This is a genomic window from Fodinisporobacter ferrooxydans (assembly GCF_022818495.1).
Taxonomy (GTDB): domain Bacteria; phylum Bacillota; class Bacilli; order Tumebacillales; family MYW30-H2; genus Fodinisporobacter; species Fodinisporobacter ferrooxydans.
Genome location: NZ_CP089291.1, coordinates 3,371,107 through 3,387,720, shown reverse-complemented (window position 1 = coordinate 3,387,720; position 16,614 = coordinate 3,371,107). Strand labels below are relative to the sequence as shown.

The 16,614-nt window shown below is 45.9% G+C and carries 16 protein-coding genes; all 16 read right to left on the bottom strand.

Annotation, left to right across the window (positions count from 1 at the left end):
- Nucleotides 1-56: 56 nt before the first annotated feature.
- Nucleotides 57-596: an outer spore coat protein CotE gene (gene cotE / locus LSG31_RS16265; protein WP_347436116.1), complete on the bottom strand. Its 540-nt coding sequence runs from the start codon at nucleotides 594-596 to the stop codon at nucleotides 57-59.
- Between the two features lie 276 nt (nucleotides 597-872).
- Nucleotides 873-1,616 carry an MBL fold metallo-hydrolase gene (locus LSG31_RS16260; RefSeq protein WP_347436115.1) on the bottom strand — a complete coding sequence of 248 codons (744 nt, stop codon included), beginning with the start codon at nucleotides 1,614-1,616 and terminating at the stop codon, nucleotides 873-875.
- A 115-nt stretch (nucleotides 1,617-1,731) separates the two neighbouring features.
- The gene (locus tag LSG31_RS16255) at nucleotides 1,732-2,589 is read right to left on the bottom strand and encodes a PHP domain-containing protein (RefSeq protein WP_347436114.1); all 858 of its coding nucleotides are present in this window, start codon (nucleotides 2,587-2,589) and stop codon (nucleotides 1,732-1,734) included.
- An 18-nt stretch (nucleotides 2,590-2,607) separates the two neighbouring features.
- Entirely contained in the window at nucleotides 2,608-3,573 is a 966-nt protein-coding gene (locus tag LSG31_RS16250; protein ID WP_347436113.1) for a dipeptidase, read from the bottom strand.
- Between the two features lie 247 nt (nucleotides 3,574-3,820).
- Complete coding sequence (gene spoVS / locus LSG31_RS16245; protein WP_347436112.1) at nucleotides 3,821-4,081, bottom strand: stage V sporulation protein SpoVS; 261 nt, start codon at nucleotides 4,079-4,081, stop codon at nucleotides 3,821-3,823.
- A 147-nt stretch (nucleotides 4,082-4,228) separates the two neighbouring features.
- Nucleotides 4,229-5,014, bottom strand: coding sequence for a TIGR00282 family metallophosphoesterase (locus LSG31_RS16240; protein WP_347436111.1), 786 nt, complete (start codon nucleotides 5,012-5,014; stop codon nucleotides 4,229-4,231).
- Between the two features lie 238 nt (nucleotides 5,015-5,252).
- Nucleotides 5,253-5,759 (bottom strand): hypothetical protein, encoded by a 507-nt coding sequence (locus LSG31_RS16235; protein WP_347436110.1) that lies wholly within the window; start codon nucleotides 5,757-5,759, stop codon nucleotides 5,253-5,255.
- Between the two features lie 187 nt (nucleotides 5,760-5,946).
- Nucleotides 5,947-7,437, bottom strand: a complete 1,491-nt coding sequence (rny, locus tag LSG31_RS16230; protein WP_430734284.1) for a ribonuclease Y — start codon at nucleotides 7,435-7,437, stop codon at nucleotides 5,947-5,949.
- 411 nt (nucleotides 7,438-7,848) lie between these two features.
- Complete coding sequence (gene recA / locus LSG31_RS16225) at nucleotides 7,849-8,910, bottom strand: recombinase RecA (protein WP_347436108.1); 1,062 nt, start codon at nucleotides 8,908-8,910, stop codon at nucleotides 7,849-7,851.
- A 300-nt stretch (nucleotides 8,911-9,210) separates the two neighbouring features.
- Nucleotides 9,211-10,815, bottom strand: coding sequence for a DEAD/DEAH box helicase (locus LSG31_RS16220; RefSeq protein ID WP_347436107.1), 1,605 nt, complete (start codon nucleotides 10,813-10,815; stop codon nucleotides 9,211-9,213).
- Between the two features lie 44 nt (nucleotides 10,816-10,859).
- The gene (locus tag LSG31_RS16215) at nucleotides 10,860-12,104 is read right to left on the bottom strand and encodes a competence/damage-inducible protein A (protein ID WP_347436106.1); all 1,245 of its coding nucleotides are present in this window, start codon (nucleotides 12,102-12,104) and stop codon (nucleotides 10,860-10,862) included.
- A 275-nt stretch (nucleotides 12,105-12,379) separates the two neighbouring features.
- Entirely contained in the window at nucleotides 12,380-12,958 is a 579-nt protein-coding gene (gene pgsA, locus LSG31_RS16210; RefSeq protein WP_347436105.1) for a CDP-diacylglycerol--glycerol-3-phosphate 3-phosphatidyltransferase, read from the bottom strand.
- 163 nt (nucleotides 12,959-13,121) lie between these two features.
- The gene (locus LSG31_RS16205; protein WP_347436104.1) at nucleotides 13,122-13,616 is read right to left on the bottom strand and encodes a YajQ family cyclic di-GMP-binding protein; all 495 of its coding nucleotides are present in this window, start codon (nucleotides 13,614-13,616) and stop codon (nucleotides 13,122-13,124) included.
- An 80-nt stretch (nucleotides 13,617-13,696) separates the two neighbouring features.
- On the bottom strand, nucleotides 13,697-14,557 hold the full coding sequence (locus LSG31_RS16200) for a helix-turn-helix domain-containing protein (RefSeq protein ID WP_347436103.1): 861 nt from the start codon (nucleotides 14,555-14,557) through the stop codon (nucleotides 13,697-13,699).
- Between the two features lie 79 nt (nucleotides 14,558-14,636).
- Nucleotides 14,637-15,395 carry a DUF3388 domain-containing protein gene (locus LSG31_RS16195; RefSeq protein ID WP_347436102.1) on the bottom strand — a complete coding sequence of 253 codons (759 nt, stop codon included), beginning with the start codon at nucleotides 15,393-15,395 and terminating at the stop codon, nucleotides 14,637-14,639.
- Nucleotides 15,396-15,544: 149 nt separating this feature from the next.
- Nucleotides 15,545-16,561, bottom strand: a complete 1,017-nt coding sequence (locus LSG31_RS16190; RefSeq protein WP_347436101.1) for a hypothetical protein — start codon at nucleotides 16,559-16,561, stop codon at nucleotides 15,545-15,547.
- Nucleotides 16,562-16,614 lie beyond the last annotated feature (53 nt).

Below are 16,614 nucleotides of genomic sequence, written 5' to 3'. Positions count from 1 at the left end.
ATATGAGCTGGCATATTGCGTACAGTATATAAAAAAAGCGACGTCATGGACGCCGCTTAGTCTTCAAAATCGTCGTCATCTTCGTCTAAAACTTCGCCTTCAAAGAACTCTTCATCTTTCTTGTCTGTAAGAATGCATGTGACTACACATACTTTTGTGCGACCGATGACTTCGACTGCCATTTCTTTTTCGACGCGAACCAAAATTTCATTGCTGTTGTCGACAACCGTTGCATCCAGGCAATTCGGCATTTGCACGACTTTTACGGCAACTTCCATTCCGTCTTTGAAGCAGTTGGGATCGACGTCTCGAAGGGGAATTTGCTCCCTGTAGCTTACGCGTTCTTTTGCGACTGCTGTCTCGCTGTTGCCATTGTAGGAATACCATACGTTTACATCAAATCGGCCATGAACCTCGACAACTTCACCAACCAATTCAGCCTCATATGAATGATTCATGACCCAGCAGCCGCCGATTGTTGTAGGCGTATGTGCCGGACGAATCGTATACGTGGTTTGGGAATATTTATTTCCTTTGCCGCAAATTGCGTTGGTGATAATCTCCCGATAGCTAAGATCTTTATCAGAGAGAACCATAGTTCTACCTCCTTCAAATTTGACGCAGAATTCGTGGTGAAAACCTATCCACAATTGCCTACGCCTAAGATACTACCATCAATATGCAAGGCGACTTTCAATGGTGCACATTCTCATGCAATTGTTGCGGGACTCTCGCATGTATGTCTTCCAGTCAAACCTTTCTGGGCATTTGACATTTGCATCATATGTAGGCGGATAAAAATTCGCCACAAAAAACGCCCGCATGAAACAATTTCATGTGGGCGTTCAAAGATTCAACTGAATTCGGATGTGTCAGGATATCGAAATGATTTCACCTTGTTTGCATAAATGTACGGCGCTGCCGTAAGCCTCTTCCGCTTCTTTTTGGATCACCGATCTGTCATAATCCGGGAAAAAATGTGTCAATGCCAGTTGTTTTACATCGGCACGTTTGGCAATCCGGGCTGCTTCCTTTGTCGTAAGATGTCCAATTTCAGCAGATCCTTTATCTTTTTCCAGCCAGGAAGCCTCACAGATGAATACATCCGCATCTTTCGCCAACTGTTCCAATGCTGCACATGGACCTGAATCTGCGGAAAACACAAAAACGTTCCCCTTATACTCCACGCGGACGGCCAAACAGGAAATGGCATGGATCGTATTGGCAAAGGTGAACGATGCCCCAATCAGTTGAACATTCGATGCAGACGAGAGTTTGTGAGTCGTTACATATGGTTCAAATGCCAATGATGCAAACAAATGCTGCGGTTCCTGGTTTGCATAAATCGGCAGCTTCTGCCTGAGCAGCTTCCGGTTTTGCGCGATCATGACCGCATATCGCAAAACAGGAATATCGGAAACATGATCCGCATGATGATGTGTCACCAGAACGGCATCCAATTCTTCAATTTTTACATATTTCGTCAGTTCCGCAAATACTCCACTGCCACAGTCCAACAGTACATTTCCTTCATCTGTCTGGATTAAAAACCCTGTCGTCGCACCACCGGGCGCAGGATATGGTCCATGCTCCCCGAGCACACGTACTTGAAACATCATGTCCCACCTCGAAATAATAGATCGTAAAAAATACCTCGATTGCGTATGCGAGAATCCTTTTTTTACATGTGTCCTCCATTTTAAATGGTTGAATCTCCGCTTGAAACGTCTGTCAATCGTTCGCCGGCTTCCATTCTTTGTGCGCATCTGCAAATAAACGCGCAACAACATCTCTTCCCACTTTTACACTGCCCAAATCCCCCCGATGTTCCGCACCTGCGCCATGAAAGTCGGACCCTCCTGTCGCAATCAATTGCAGTTGTACTGCGATTGTCTGATAATGCTGTCTCTGAAGAGGGGAATGATCCGGATGCTCTGTCTCGATTCCTCCCAATCCGTGTCTATGCAAATCATAAATCAATGCATCGTCACCGATCAAACCCGGATGTGCCAAAACGGGGCAGCCACGTGCTTCCCGGATCGCCTGCACCGCTTTTTGCGGGTGCAACTTCATGCGCTCGACAAATCCTGGTTTGCCAGGCACAAGATACCGGTCAAATGCTTCCTGAAGAGTGCTGCAGTAGCCTTTTTGGACTAATACACGAGCGATATGCGGCCTGCCGATTGCGTCTCCTTGCGCATATGCAAGGACATCTTCCATGGTGATCGAGCAGCCTGCCTCCTGTAGCCGCTCAATGATCATTTCTGCACGATTGACACGACCCTCCCGCAATTGCTTGCATAACTGCAAAAAGGATTCATTTGTTTCATCGATAAAATATCCCAGTACATGAATTTCCCTGCCGTTATAAACCGTATTCAGCTCCACTCCAGGGACGATTTCGATGCCCGCCGAAACAGCAGCGATACGCGCTTCTTCAATCCCGTTGAGCGTATCATGGTCTGTCACGGCAATCCCCGCAAGTCCTTTTTCTACCGCTAATCTCACCAATTCTGCCGGTGTATATGTACCGTCTGACTTGGTGGTATGTGCATGCAAATCAAACAAATCCGACTCATTTGTAGACATAATCAATTCTCCCTGCTTTTATACATTCCAAACGTCATGCAGTACACGCTCCAAGTTTCGCCCTGCAATGTCAAGCAGAACATCTCGTCCATACCGTTTTTCAATTTGTTCAAGCAATATTGGAAAATATTTCGCACGTTTTAAGTCTACCATAGTTTCTGTGATCCCATCAAAGTCCGAACCAAACGCGATCGACTTTTGCCCGCCCAGGCTTAAAACATGGTCGATGTGCCGGATGATATCATCTACCGTCGCCGGTCCATCTGTAATAAAATCGGGCACAAATGTCATGCCAACGGTTCCGCTTTTTGCGATAATGGCATGAATTTGATCGTCGGTCAAATTTCTTCTGTGCGGAAAGACTGCTTTGCAATTGGAATGAGAGGCAATGAAAGGTTTGGTGCTTTGCTCTGCTACATCCCAAAATCCCCGTTCAGACAAATGAGAGACATCCACAATCATTCCGAGCCGATTCATTTCAGCGACGACTGCACGGCCGAATTTGGACAATCCTGCACCCCGAGGTTCGCCCACTCCGTCAGCGATGTCGTTGGCATGGTTCCATGTCAAACCGACCGCACGGACTCCCAGTCGATATAGAATATGCAGCATGCGAATATCTCCTTGCAAACACTGTGCACCTTCGATAGATAACATTCCGCCTGTTTGGCCGGATTGGCGAATTTTCAAAATGTCCTTATATTGATACACCGGCTGCAACCGATCGCTGACGATACAGCGGTGAAACGTATCGATATAGGCAAGTACCGCTTTCAAACTATCTGCCGGTGTCAGCTTGGGATCAGTAAATATTGCAAAAAACTGCAGGTGTACGCCGCCATCGCGCAGCGCTTGGTAACTTGCCTGCAATGCAGATGTCGGTTCATAAAATAACAGATGCTCCTGATCGATACGCCATAATATATCGGCATGTCCATCGATCAAAAAAACAGAATCCATTGCTTCCCCCATTGCTTTCTCCATCGCTTCCTCACTCCCTGACCTGACGTACATGCGCACATGTTTGTCCGGCTGTTATTTGCATGTGTATTTTTTTCTTCTATATTTTTGCATGCGTTTTTGCTTGTATTTTTGCTTGTATATAAAAATGTGGCATCCCATTGCTATTTGCAAGCAAAAGAATGCCAGAACCATTCAACATTTGATCATGCGTTTCCTGCTCTTGTTTTCCACTTTCCAACGGTCGGATTGCTATCCTTCATACTCCAGACTACCGAGGTTCTACAATTAATTTAATTGCCGTTCGTTCTTCTCCATCAATCATAATATCGGTAAATGCCGGAATACAAATTAAATCGACCCCACTCGGTGCAACAAATCCTCTTGCAATGGCAACTGCTTTGACTGCCTGGTTCAGTGCTCCGGCACCAATCGCTTGGATTTCAGCAACTCCTCTTTCACGAAGGACACCAGCTAAAGCACCAGCAACAGAGTTTGGGTTCGATTTAGCTGAAACTTTTAATACATCCATGGCTACAAGTACCTCCCTCTAAGATTGCATGACAGGTGAGATACTTTAACTATATTCACGTCTTATGAAAGATATGTCACGGCAAAAATCCTTTGTGAGCATATATGCCTTCTCTGCCGATTCGAGAGCCCCTTTCGAATTTGAGGCTTACAAAGGTTTGCAAGAAATTCGCTCAATATGTGTCGCATGGCCTTTTTCATCAAGATCGATACATGCTCCATGCAATTGCAATCGACCCTGCTCCACTTCAAACCGAACCGGCATCTGTGTCAGGAATCGATGAAGTACGGGCTCTTTTTTCATCCCGATAATGCCATCATATGCACCGGTCATTCCGGCATCTGTCAGATATGCGGTTCCTCCGCCCAATATTCGTTCGTCAGCTGTTTGTACATGTGTATGTGTACCGACGACTGCAGAGACCTTCCCTGTTACATGCCAAGCAAATGACATTTTTTCCGAAGAAGTTTCCGCGTGAAAATCCACAAAAATATGGCGAATCCCGCGAGATTCCCGCAGTTCCCGTACAATCCCGTCGATACATGCAAAAGGTGAATCATAATCGGACATAAAGACCCGGCCCAATAGATTGACAATCGCGACATCAAATCCGTTTACTTTACAGATCGTAAAACCGATTCCTGGAGGATTTCCAGGGAAATTGGCAGGGCGAACAATCCGCTTCTCCCGTTCCAAATAACTGTAGATTTCCCGACTGTCCCAAGCATGATTGCCAAGCGTCAAGATTTCAATGCCTTTATCAAATAATTGTTCAGCAATTCGCGGAGTTAAGCCTCTCCCGCTCGCTGCAGCATTTTCTGCATTGGCAATGGTCAAATCCGGTTTGAAGCGCTTTAAAATCTCCGGAAAATACGCATCAACTGCCTTTAATCCCGTATTTCCAACAATATCTCCTAAAAATACAATCCGCATTTAGAAACTCCTTTATAGTGCGTGTTCAAAAAGTGGTTAAGTAAGACACAAGGAGTGCGAAGCCGAAGCACGAAAAGGCGACGGAGTGTACGTGTCTGGTACATGAGTAAGCCTTTTGGGGATTCGGCAAAACAATCCGCCGTGGAGTTTTGACTACTTTTTGAACATCCTCTTATAGAGGACGTTTGAACAGTCCAAACACACATTCACAACGTTGGCGAAATTACAAATGAATTCACTATTGTTTATTATAGACATACACATGGTGTCCGTCACGCACAACCTCGATATTTTTTTCATGCGGGAACATGTGTGTCTGACCCAATACATGCTGAATCGTCGTTTCTTGACGATCCTGCTCTTCCGTACGTAATTTTAGATCCTCCATACACAAACGATCCTGAAACTGTTCCCGCAGCAGCCCCGTCAGCAATTTCAATTCATATGTATGTAATTCTTGCGGAGATTGCTCGTACACAAGAAAAGTGATGGAATCGATAAGAAAAGAATCCAATGAACCTTTTTTATGTGAAATGGGATCAAACGATGAATAAAGTTCCAAATATTCATGAAATCGATTCTTAACGTCTTCCAATTCCCTATGATTCAATTTCTTTTTAATAAGGAATGTAAAAACAAGGGAATTCCTGGCTTGTTCGTAACGAACAGAAAAGATTTCAGGAAAACGAACCAATAATGTAATAAGCAAGTTCGCCCCATCAGATTGTTGCATCGCAATTTTCAATTTCCTCCACTACCTTATCCAAATCATTTGAAGTTATTGGAATGCATCGTTTTAAACATATAAAAAATCATGTAAAAAAATCTGCACAACGATTCGCAAATTACAATGTACGTATTCGATTCCAAAATATAAATTCCTTTTGTTAATCATTGTAAAGAAAAAAAATAAAGCAGCCATAATGGCTACCTTATTTTGCGTATTCGACGGCTCTAGTCTCCCGGATCACCGTTACTTTAATTTGCCCAGGGTAATCGAGTTCATGTTCAATTTTCTTCGAAATTTCCCGAGCGAGACGTACCGACTCTGCGTCATCGATTTGCTCAGGTTTAACAATAATGCGAACCTCACGGCCCGCCTGGATCGCATAAGACTTCTCTACACCTTCGAAAGATTCGGCAATTTCCTCTAGTTTTTGCAGGCGTTTAATATAAATATCAAGTGTTTCACGCCTTGCACCAGGTCTTGCAGCCGACAAAGCATCTGCAGCAGCTACAAGCAATGAAATCGGAGAAGTAAATTCAACATCGCCATGATGTGCTGCAATCGCATTTATGACAATCGGATGTTCTTTGTATTTTTTGGCTAAATCCACGCCAATTTCCACATGGGAACCTTCTACTTCATGTGTGACAGCTTTGCCAACATCATGCAACAGACCGCCACGTTTTGCCAAATTTACATCAAGTCCTAATTCAGCAGCCATTAAACCGGCCAAATGGGCAACCTCAATCGTGTGTTTTAAAACGTTTTGCCCATAGCTTGTACGATATTTCAACCGTCCCAGCAACTTGATCAAATCTGGATGGAGCCCATGTACACCCGTTTCAAACGTTGCTTGTTCCCCTTCTTCTCGAACTCGTTCATCAATCTCGCGACGCGATTTTTCAACCATTTCTTCAATCCGTGCCGGATGAATACGGCCATCAGCAACCAATTTTTCCAGAGCGACACGAGCAACTTCCCGTCGTACGGGATCAAATCCGGAAAGTATGACAGCCTCCGGAGTATCGTCAATAATTAAGTCGATACCTGTCAAGGTTTCCAGCGTACGGATATTGCGGCCTTCCCGTCCGATAATCCGTCCTTTCATTTCGTCATTCGGCAATGCAACAACGGATACGGTCGTTTCTGCAACATGATCCGCTGCACAACGTTGGATGGCAGTTGCAATAATCTCACGCGCTTTTTTCTCTGCATCTTCCCGTGCATGCTGCTCAATCTCTTTCATCAAGATGGCAGCTTCATGGCGGCATTCATTTTCAACATTTGAAAGTATCAATGCCCGTGCATCGTCACGAGTAAGAGCAGATACTCGTTCCAGCTCCCGCTCTTGCTCCTGATGGAGCTGTTCGACTTGTTGTTTTAACTCTTCAACCAATCGTTCACGATTCGCTAATGTTTCATTACGACGCTCAAGTGTTTCTGTTTTACGGTCAAGCGTTTCTTCTTTTTGCATCAAACGGCGTTCTAAACGCTGGACTTCATTTCGACGTTCCTTCATTTCTTTCTCGGCTTCCGAACGGATGCGGTGAACTTCTTCTTTTGCTTCGATGATTGCTTCCTTCATCTTTGCTTCTGCATCACGTTTCGCTTCATCCACAATATTCTGAGCCTGAGCTTCCGCTGAAGCGATTTTACCTTCAGCAAAGGACTTACGCACGAAATATCCGATTGCCATTCCTATCGCTAAACAAACAATTGCAATAATTACGCTCCACAATGCTTCCAAACGATTTCGCCCCCTTGCCCTATATAGTAAGAGCAAACAAGGACGCAGTTCACTTCCATTCAAAACGAATGGATCTGTCGTATACTACGATACGCCTGATGACAGAACCTACACAGTTACTAATACGCATTTCTATTGTAATATTCATGTAAATTGTTGTCAAGAATAGGCAGCAAACAGCCTTATAGAGGATGTTCAAAAAGTAGTCAAAACTCCACGGCGGATTGCTTTGCCGAATCCCAAAAAGGCTTACTCATGTACCAAACACGTACACTCCGTCGCCTTTTCGTGCTTCGACTTCGCACTCCTTGTGTCTTACTTGACCACTTTTTGAACACGCACTTATACATTCACAACAGATCAGTCTTCGAGAAAAAATTCATCCTCTTCGGTCTCCGCTGCGGCAGAAGCGGCCGTTGTAGACATTGTCTCAAGAGACATTTGATAATACTCGCGAATTCGATGTTCGATAACTTGTGCAATGTCTGCATGCTCTTTCAAAAATTGTTTTGCATTTTCACGTCCTTGTCCCAGCCGTTCTTCCTGGAAGGAGTACCACGCGCCGCTTTTTGAGATGATGTCCAATTCTGCTCCCATATCGAGAATGCTGCCTTCTTTTGAAATCCCTTCACCGAACATGAGATCGACATCCACTTGCTTAAACGGTGGTGCCACTTTATTTTTTACGACTTTAATCCGCGTTCTGCTGCCTACCATATCGTTGCCGATTTTTAATGTTTCGGCCCGACGAACTTCCAGACGAACCGTGGAATAAAACTTAAGAGCCCGGCCGCCAGTCGTAGTCTCCGGATTGCCAAACATGACTCCGACTTTTTCCCGAATCTGGTTGATAAATATGGCGATGGTCTTGGACTTGCTGATCGCCCCCGAAAGTTTGCGGAGCGCTTGGGACATAAGGCGCGCCTGCAAACCTACATGAGAGTCTCCCATTTCTCCTTCGATTTCCGCCTTCGGAACCAATGCCGCAACCGAGTCGATGACAAGTATGTCGACAGCACCGCTGCGCACCAGCGCTTCTGCAATCTCAAGCGCCTGCTCTCCCGTATCCGGTTGGGAGATTAACAACTCATCGATATTCACGCCGAGTTTCCTTGCAAACAGCGGATCCAGGGCATGTTCCGCATCGATAAAAGCCGCTTGTCCGCCCATTTTTTGCACTTCAGCGATGGCATGCAATGCAATTGTAGTCTTACCTGAAGATTCGGGACCATAAATTTCGATAATTCTGCCCCGCGGATAACCGCCGATCCCAAGGGCAATATCCAGCGGCAAAACCCCTGAAGAAACAGTCTCGACATTCATAATTGACGAAGCTTCTCCAAGCTTCATAATGGATCCTTTGCCAAATTGCTTTTCAATTGCACGCAATGCATGTTCTAATGCAGCTTTACGATCTGCCATCAACGTAACACTCCTATTCTCATCAATCCCCAACCGTATGTATGGCATAAAACTTGCGGTTCCTATACTGCCCGCTCCCTACACATGCTGGAACTTAAGGATATCTCGAATCAATTTCATCTATGATTTCGCCTTTTAAATTCGACTTCCTGCTTTCTATTGTACATATCCAAAAAGAAAAAGCAAACATTTGTTCTGATATTAAAAAATATCCGGCGGTTGATTGTCGAATACATGCACTCCAAAGGAATACAGAGACAAAAAAACTCCCGCCGACGGGCGAGAGGATAGAAATTTCGATCAACTGCGTCCGGCAACAGTTGCCGGCGAGCGTTTCGCCCGTGGCTTTGCCGGTTCGAGATTGATCCGTATACCGTTGATTTTGGATTGCCGCAATGCTTCATATACAAATGGAGCTGAATCTTCTTCCACTTCCAAAAACGTAAAGCGGTCAAATATATCGATTTTGCCGATCGCTTGTGCCGGCACTCCCGCCCCTTCCGACACTGCCTTGATCAAATCATTCGGTGCAATGCGCGCAGTTCGGCCAACGTTGATAAAGAAACGCACCATTCCCGTCGCTCCGCCTGTTTCGCCAAAATCATAATCTTCATACGCTTCTTCGCCGAGCTCATTGGAGCTGGCCATCTTTAAAGCGGCAGCAGCTATATCGACCGGATCGAATTCATCGACCAAATCACCTAACATTGCACGGTAATTTGCCAATCCGCCGTCTAAAATCATGGAGCGGATTTTCTCGCGCCAACTTTCCGCCTGGCGTTCTGCCACATCTGCGATCGATGGAATATCTTTGGCAATCAGACGTGCTTTCGTTTCCCGCTCAATCATTTTTAACAGTTTAAATTCCCGCGGTGTGACGAGGGTCATGGCCAATCCGCGCTTTCCTGCCCGTCCGGTACGGCCGATTCTGTGGACGTAGGATTCCGGATCTTGCGGAATATCATAGTTGATCACATGTGTTACATTGTCGACATCAATGCCTCTCGCCGCAACATCTGTCGCAATCAATAATTCGATATCGCCATTGCGAAACTTTTTCATCACGCGATCCCGCTGCGCCTGGCTTAAATCACCGTGCAACCCGTCCACCATATATCCGCGTGCGATGAGGGCTTCCGTAAGATCGTCCACCCCCCGCTTGGTCCGGCAAAAAATAATTCCCAATGCGACATCTTGACTGTCAATGACACGGCAAAGGCTTTCTAATTTATGCCGTTCCAATACTTTATAATACACTTGGTCAATCAGCGGCACTGTGACTTCACCGCGATTCACCGTCACATGTTCCGGCCGATTCATGTATTTGCTTGCCAACCGCTTCACCTGATCAGGCATGGTAGCGGAAAATAACAAAGTTTGTCTGTCTTCCGGCGTTTCTTTTAGAATCGATTCAATGTCGTCGATAAATCCCATATCCAACATTTCATCCGCTTCATCGATGACGATGGAACGCAAACGGTCAAACTTCAATGTTCCTCGCCGCAAATGATCCAAAATACGGCCAGGTGTTCCGATAATGATCTGCACGCCTTGTTGCAGCGCCCGAATTTGATGGACGATCGATTGACCCCCATAAATTGGAATGGATCGCATTCGAGTATATCGGGATATTTTTCGCAATTCCCCAGCGACTTGAATCGCCAGCTCACGCGTGGGCGTTAAAACAAGTGCTTGGACATGTTTCCCTGGAGTAACCGCTTCTATCAGGGGAATGCCAAAGGCAGCCGTCTTCCCCGTGCCTGTCTGAGCCTGTCCGATCACATCATGGCCGCCGAGTATCAATGGAATACAGGATGCCTGAATCGGTGAAGGCTCTTCAAACCCCATGTCATGTATTGCCTGCAAAACCCTTTTATTCAATTGAAAATCTTCAAACGTCGTCATTGTATCACCTTTCTGTCAAAACCCGTACAACTGTACAACCCATCCTATTTTTCAGCACTGCGCAATGTATGCCAAACGAACTCCAGTGCTTGTTTGGCAGACCGTATACGTATTTGATTGCGGTCACCACGAAGTTGCAATTGTCGGACATTTGTTATGCCGTTATAAAATAATCCAATATAAACCAAACCGATCGGTTTCTCCGCAGATCCGCCTTCGGGGCCGGCGATGCCAGTAATGGAAACACAAACATCGGCATTTGTCCGCGCATGCAGACCGCTGGCCATTTCACGGGCGCATTCCGGACTGACAGCACCGTGGATCCGCAATGTGTCTTCGGAAACAGACAGGAGTTGTCGTTTCAAATCATTGCTGTATGTGATGCAGCCGCCGCTAAAGTAACGGGAACTACCAGGCGCCTCTGTCATCATCATCCCTAGCAATCCGCCCGTACAACTTTCCGCAACAGCCATTTGCTGCTGTTTTTCCATTAAAAGTTGGCCAACTGCGATCGCCAACGTGTCGTCGTCCATTCCATACATGTACGCTCCCAAGCGTTCCCGCAGTTGTTGTTCACACGGTTCAATCAAACTCTTTGCAGCTTCCATCGAAGCCGCCTTTGCCGTGATCCTGAGAGAACACTCTCCTTCACTAGCATACGGTGCAATCGTCGGATTGGTTTGCGCCTGCAAAATATCCCGCACTTGCTCCTCCATGGCCGATTCGCCAATTCCAACCATTCGCAGCACTTTTGAATAAATGGTCTCTTCGCCTTGCAGCCGTTGTAAAAAAGGCACAACCGATTCCAGAAACATCGGCCGCATCTCAGTGGGCGGTCCGGGCAGTAAAAAATAATGCGTTTGATTCGTATGCACGTATTGCCCTGGTGCAGTTCCGCGGGGATTCGGCAAAACATCCGCACCTTCGATTCGCAGCGCCTGTTTTTTGTTATTAGGCGGCATGACGCGTCCACGGGACTGGAAAAAAGACTGGAGCTCCTGCAATAGCGCCGGATCCACTGCCAATTGTCGTCCCACATGCTCTGCCACCATATCGCGCGTGAGATCATCCACTGTCGGCCCTAATCCGCCTGTCAACAAGATGATGTCGGAACGCTTTGCCGCAATGTCCAACATTTCCAGAATCCGTTTGGGGTTATCCCCCACCACCCCTTGATAATGCACATCGATCCCATATAGCGCCAATTGCGAAGCTAAAAATTGCGCATTCGTATTCACAATTTGACCAAGCAAAAGTTCCGTGCCTACAGCGAGAATTTCAGCGTTCATACGCCCTCCTGTACCATGAAAAATTGGTGATTCCACCGGTAAAGCCGAACTTGGTGCTTCAGCACCTAGTGAGACTTATCCCCTTGTGGGGTAAAGCCGAACTTGGTGCTTCAGCACCTAGTGAGACTTATCCCCTTGTGGGGTAAAGCCGAACTTGGTGCTTCAGCGCCTGAGTCGGACTTATCCCCTTGTGGGGCAAAAAATAAGATAGCAGCCGTGTCATGATCTCTGTCAAGGCTACTATCCGATTCCAACATTTAAGATCAAACGACTTCTCACATATCGAGATGAATGGCATGTTTGTTTTTCACAAAATAATCAATACCTGAGATCAATGTAATGATAACAGCCACATACATCATGAGTTGGTCAAAAGGAAAACGAATATAAGAGAATGGGAAATTGTTCAACATAATCGCAACAATGCCGATAATTTGACAGACCGTTTTCAGCTTGGCAATTTTGCTTGCTGCAAGAATTTTCCCTTCCGCCGCTGCGATCGATCTTAGGCCAGTCACCGCAAATTCACGGCTGATTATGATGATCACCATCCAAGCCGAGACGAGCTGCATCTCAACAAGAGCAATCAACGCAGCAGAAACCAACAATTTATCGGCGAGAGGATCCAATAATTTGCCGAGATTCGTAACGGTTTTACGCTTTCGGGCAATATATCCGTCCAATCCATCCGTGCTGGCCGCAATGATAAAAACGAGAGCTGCAATTACCTCGCTGCCAGTCGTTGTTCTGCCGTTAATGGTAAAGCGCCAGAAATCAAAATGCATCAATAAGAAAAACATCACAACAGGGACCAAGAAAATCCTGGCTATCGTGATCCGGTTAGCCAGATTCACTTATACGACCTCCCCCGATGGCCAATAATCAAGGACATGCCCTATCTATATGGAATCCTATACCCGCTTAGCGAATCGTAGAATTTTCATTCAATATCAGTATATACAAAAATCTTTTGCACTGTCAAAAACGGCCATTCCAGTATACGCAATGATGGAGTTGCTAGGAACGATAATTGGTAAATTGCACGTCAAAGTTCAGATCTGCCGATTTTAACAATTGGATCACCGCTTGCAAATCATCCCGGCTTTTGCCCGTTACCCGAACCTGATCACCTTGAACAGAAGCCTGCACCTTTATTTTGCTGTCTTTGATGATTTTCACCACTTGTTTGGCTTTATCCTGATCCAAACCTTGCTGAATGGTGACGGCTTGCCGCACCGTGCCGCCAGCTGCCGGTTCGATTTTTCCAAAGTCCAGAAATTTCAAAGATACGTTTCGTTTGACCAGTTTTGATTGCAAGATATCCGTGACGTTGCTCAATTTAAACTCATCATCGGAAATTAACGTGATTGTATTGTCAGACCGCTCGATCGAACTTTTGCTCCCTTTAAAATCAAAGCGGGTTTCAATTTCCTTCGTGCTTTGATGTATTGCATTGTCTACTTCCTGCATCTCCACTTTCGATACAATATCAAAAGATGCCTCTTTTGCCATAGTACAAGAATCCCTCCATGCCAGAATAGATGCCATTATACCACAACTTGGCAAAAAAAACATGTGCAAAAACATGCTGTCTATTGCTGCAACTGAAAATCATACGTATATCCTCCGGTATGGTTCGCAGGTGCAACCGCTTGGCCGTTCAACTGGATATGCAGCACGGGAGAATTGCCAGCCAGCAATACGAGCGAATGTGCGGCAGTCCATGTTTGCGGCGTGCCCTTTGACAGCATTCCGGTAAAAATCACTTTCCCATCCGCTGTAACCTGCACCCAGCACTGGTCATCTGCCGATACCTGCAATTGCAACTGTTTCGTATTGGAAACTGCATAGACGGAACGGATGTTTGTTTGTTGTGTCTGCTTTACAACCACAGACGGCTTGGCTTCTTCAGGTTTCGGTTGCGCTTGTACCGGTGGAGTTGCTTCTGTTCGTTTGGGCGCGGCAGCTTCATTGCTTGCCTGCGTTTGAGCCGGATCGTTTTTCATTGAATCTGAGTGTGTTGCACCTTTTGTAAAGAATGCATATCCCGCAACCAATACAGCCAAGATTCCGATTCCAGCCGCAAATTGTGGCCACATCATCCGCTCCAGGAATGCTTTCGATTTATGCATGTCCCGATTCATGCGAGTCGGCGGAGAAACGGTCGAAGGCTCTTGCGTTCGCACCGTTTGCGCCATGGAAGCATCTTTCAGCATGCCGAATTCTTCCATAAGCGCTTGCCCATCCACACCCAGATAATCCGCATAACTGCGGATAAATCCTTTTGCATACACAGTTCCCGGCAAAAGTTCGAGTTTTCCTTCCTCGATGGCTTCCAAATAGCGGGTACGGATTTTGGTATGTTGTTGCACTTCGCCAAGCTCGATGCCACGTTCTTCACGTATTTGTCTCAACTTACGTCCGAGCTCCTCCACAGGCTTGCATCCTCCCATACTTTAAAATTACCAACGGTCATTCCTATCGCCTGGTTTATCATTTGGGAGGCGCTGTTCCTCCCGCTATTGCACCTGGTCAGAATTGAAACTCCGAATCCAAATGTTCATACGTAATCACTTCAGAAGGATCGTTTCTAAGTTCGATCACCCGATCAAAATAATCCCATCCCAAATTTGATTTTTTAATAAACACATCAGGATGTTCGATCACTTTCGGCACTTCCATATGTAAAATTTCCCGCATTAATCTGCGATGCTGTTCATTCTCCCGACTCGTTGAAACAATCCCATCGATAATATAAACATTCTGATCGATGTTCAGCTCATCTTCCGTCAATTGTGTACGCAGCGTTTGTTTTAATAACGTGGATGAGAGAAACGTCCAGCGTTTGTTTGCGTATACGCACGCTGCTACAATCGACTCTGTTTTGCCAACGCGAGGCATCCCTCGTACACCGATGACCTGATGCCCCGGACGTTTCATAAGCTCTCCCAGAAAATCCACGAGAATGCCAAGATGATCCCGGGTAAATTTATATGTTTTTGTCGGTTCGGATTCCCGTTCAATGAATACGCCATGGCGCAAAGCAATTCGATCCATCAGAGTCGGCTGTCGAAAAGCTGTGACTGTAACATTTTCTACTTTTTGAAACATTGCTCGTAACGCCTCAATTTTTTGAATATCGTCCGTTTGCAATAAAAATCCTCGATTTCGCCCTTCCACACCGCTGATAGTCACAATATTAATACTTAACATGCCAAGCAATGATGCGATATCGCCGAGCAATCCGGGACGATCTTTGGAAATCCGATATTCCAAATACCATTCTTCCATATTTGACATTCCCTTTCTATCATAGAATATCCAGCTCTTGCAGAATTATCCTCCTTGCGGATGTTCAAAAAGCAGTCAGAGCTGTCTTGCTTAACCACTTTTTGAACGCGTACTTCCAGATATCTTCACCAAAGTCTTTCCTTATGTCTTCAATGCACTTGATGCGGATCAAATGAGTGGTTTGCAATGGATTGTTCCAATGCTTGCAGCTGATTTTGTATGGTTCGTGAACGAAATGCCGACACATTGCGAATTTGTACAATATGATCGGAAAAAAATGAAATCGTCTGGCCGGGTTTCCATTTTCTCGCTTCCCATTGTTCTATCAACGTTTGCACCTTTTCAACAAAAGCCGGGTGAACATCCGCAATCAAATTGCTTTGCACAAATGGAGCCGGGTAGCCCAAAATGATTTGTTTCCCCATCGATGCGGCCGCCCTAAGCAGCCCGGCATCCACTGGAACAGGAATGATCCAGATGCGTTGCGGAATCATTTGAAAAAGTTTGCTGTAAGACTGGGAACCCATCTGTTGAACTCCCGGCGGATTTGCTTGCATGTTTGACAGATCGTACACCGGCACAAATCCTGTGAACCCGGAATCACGCAGACCCGCTTGTACCATCCGGGCTACATTGCTTCCCACTCCTGTTGCAGCAGGCACTACAATCGCGGCAGAGGGATTTCCTTGCAGCTGACCGCTTAAAAATCCATCAAGAAACGCCACATTGTCTTGATTGACAGTTACTGCCGGAACAAGGCTCGGCGTACCGGAAGCCGCGGGCGGCGTATAAACATCCGCAGGTATATCCGGTATCCAAGCAGTCGTAAGGCTTTTGTTTTTTTCTTGAACAGACGCAACAGCAGCAGCAGATGCGTTCGTAATAAACATTTGAAAACGGCCCGATTGCGCCAACTGACTGAGCTGTGCGTCCGCATCGGATTGTTTGGAATAGCCATAGTCATTCAATGTATCTTTCGCCGTATGCATCTGATCTTGTACAAATTGATGTATAGCATGAATCGTTTGCTGGTCTGCTTGAAATACGATACCAACCGACTGCTTTTGTGAATGAGGCTTTAATTGGGTCAATGCTTGTTCCCCGCAGCCGCTTAACAACAGCATGGAAACTGCAAGACAAGCGAATGTTTTGAAAAATGGCCGCATACTAACGATCCTTTTTCCTTTTGCTCGATAGAAACACAAATGCAAACACAAGA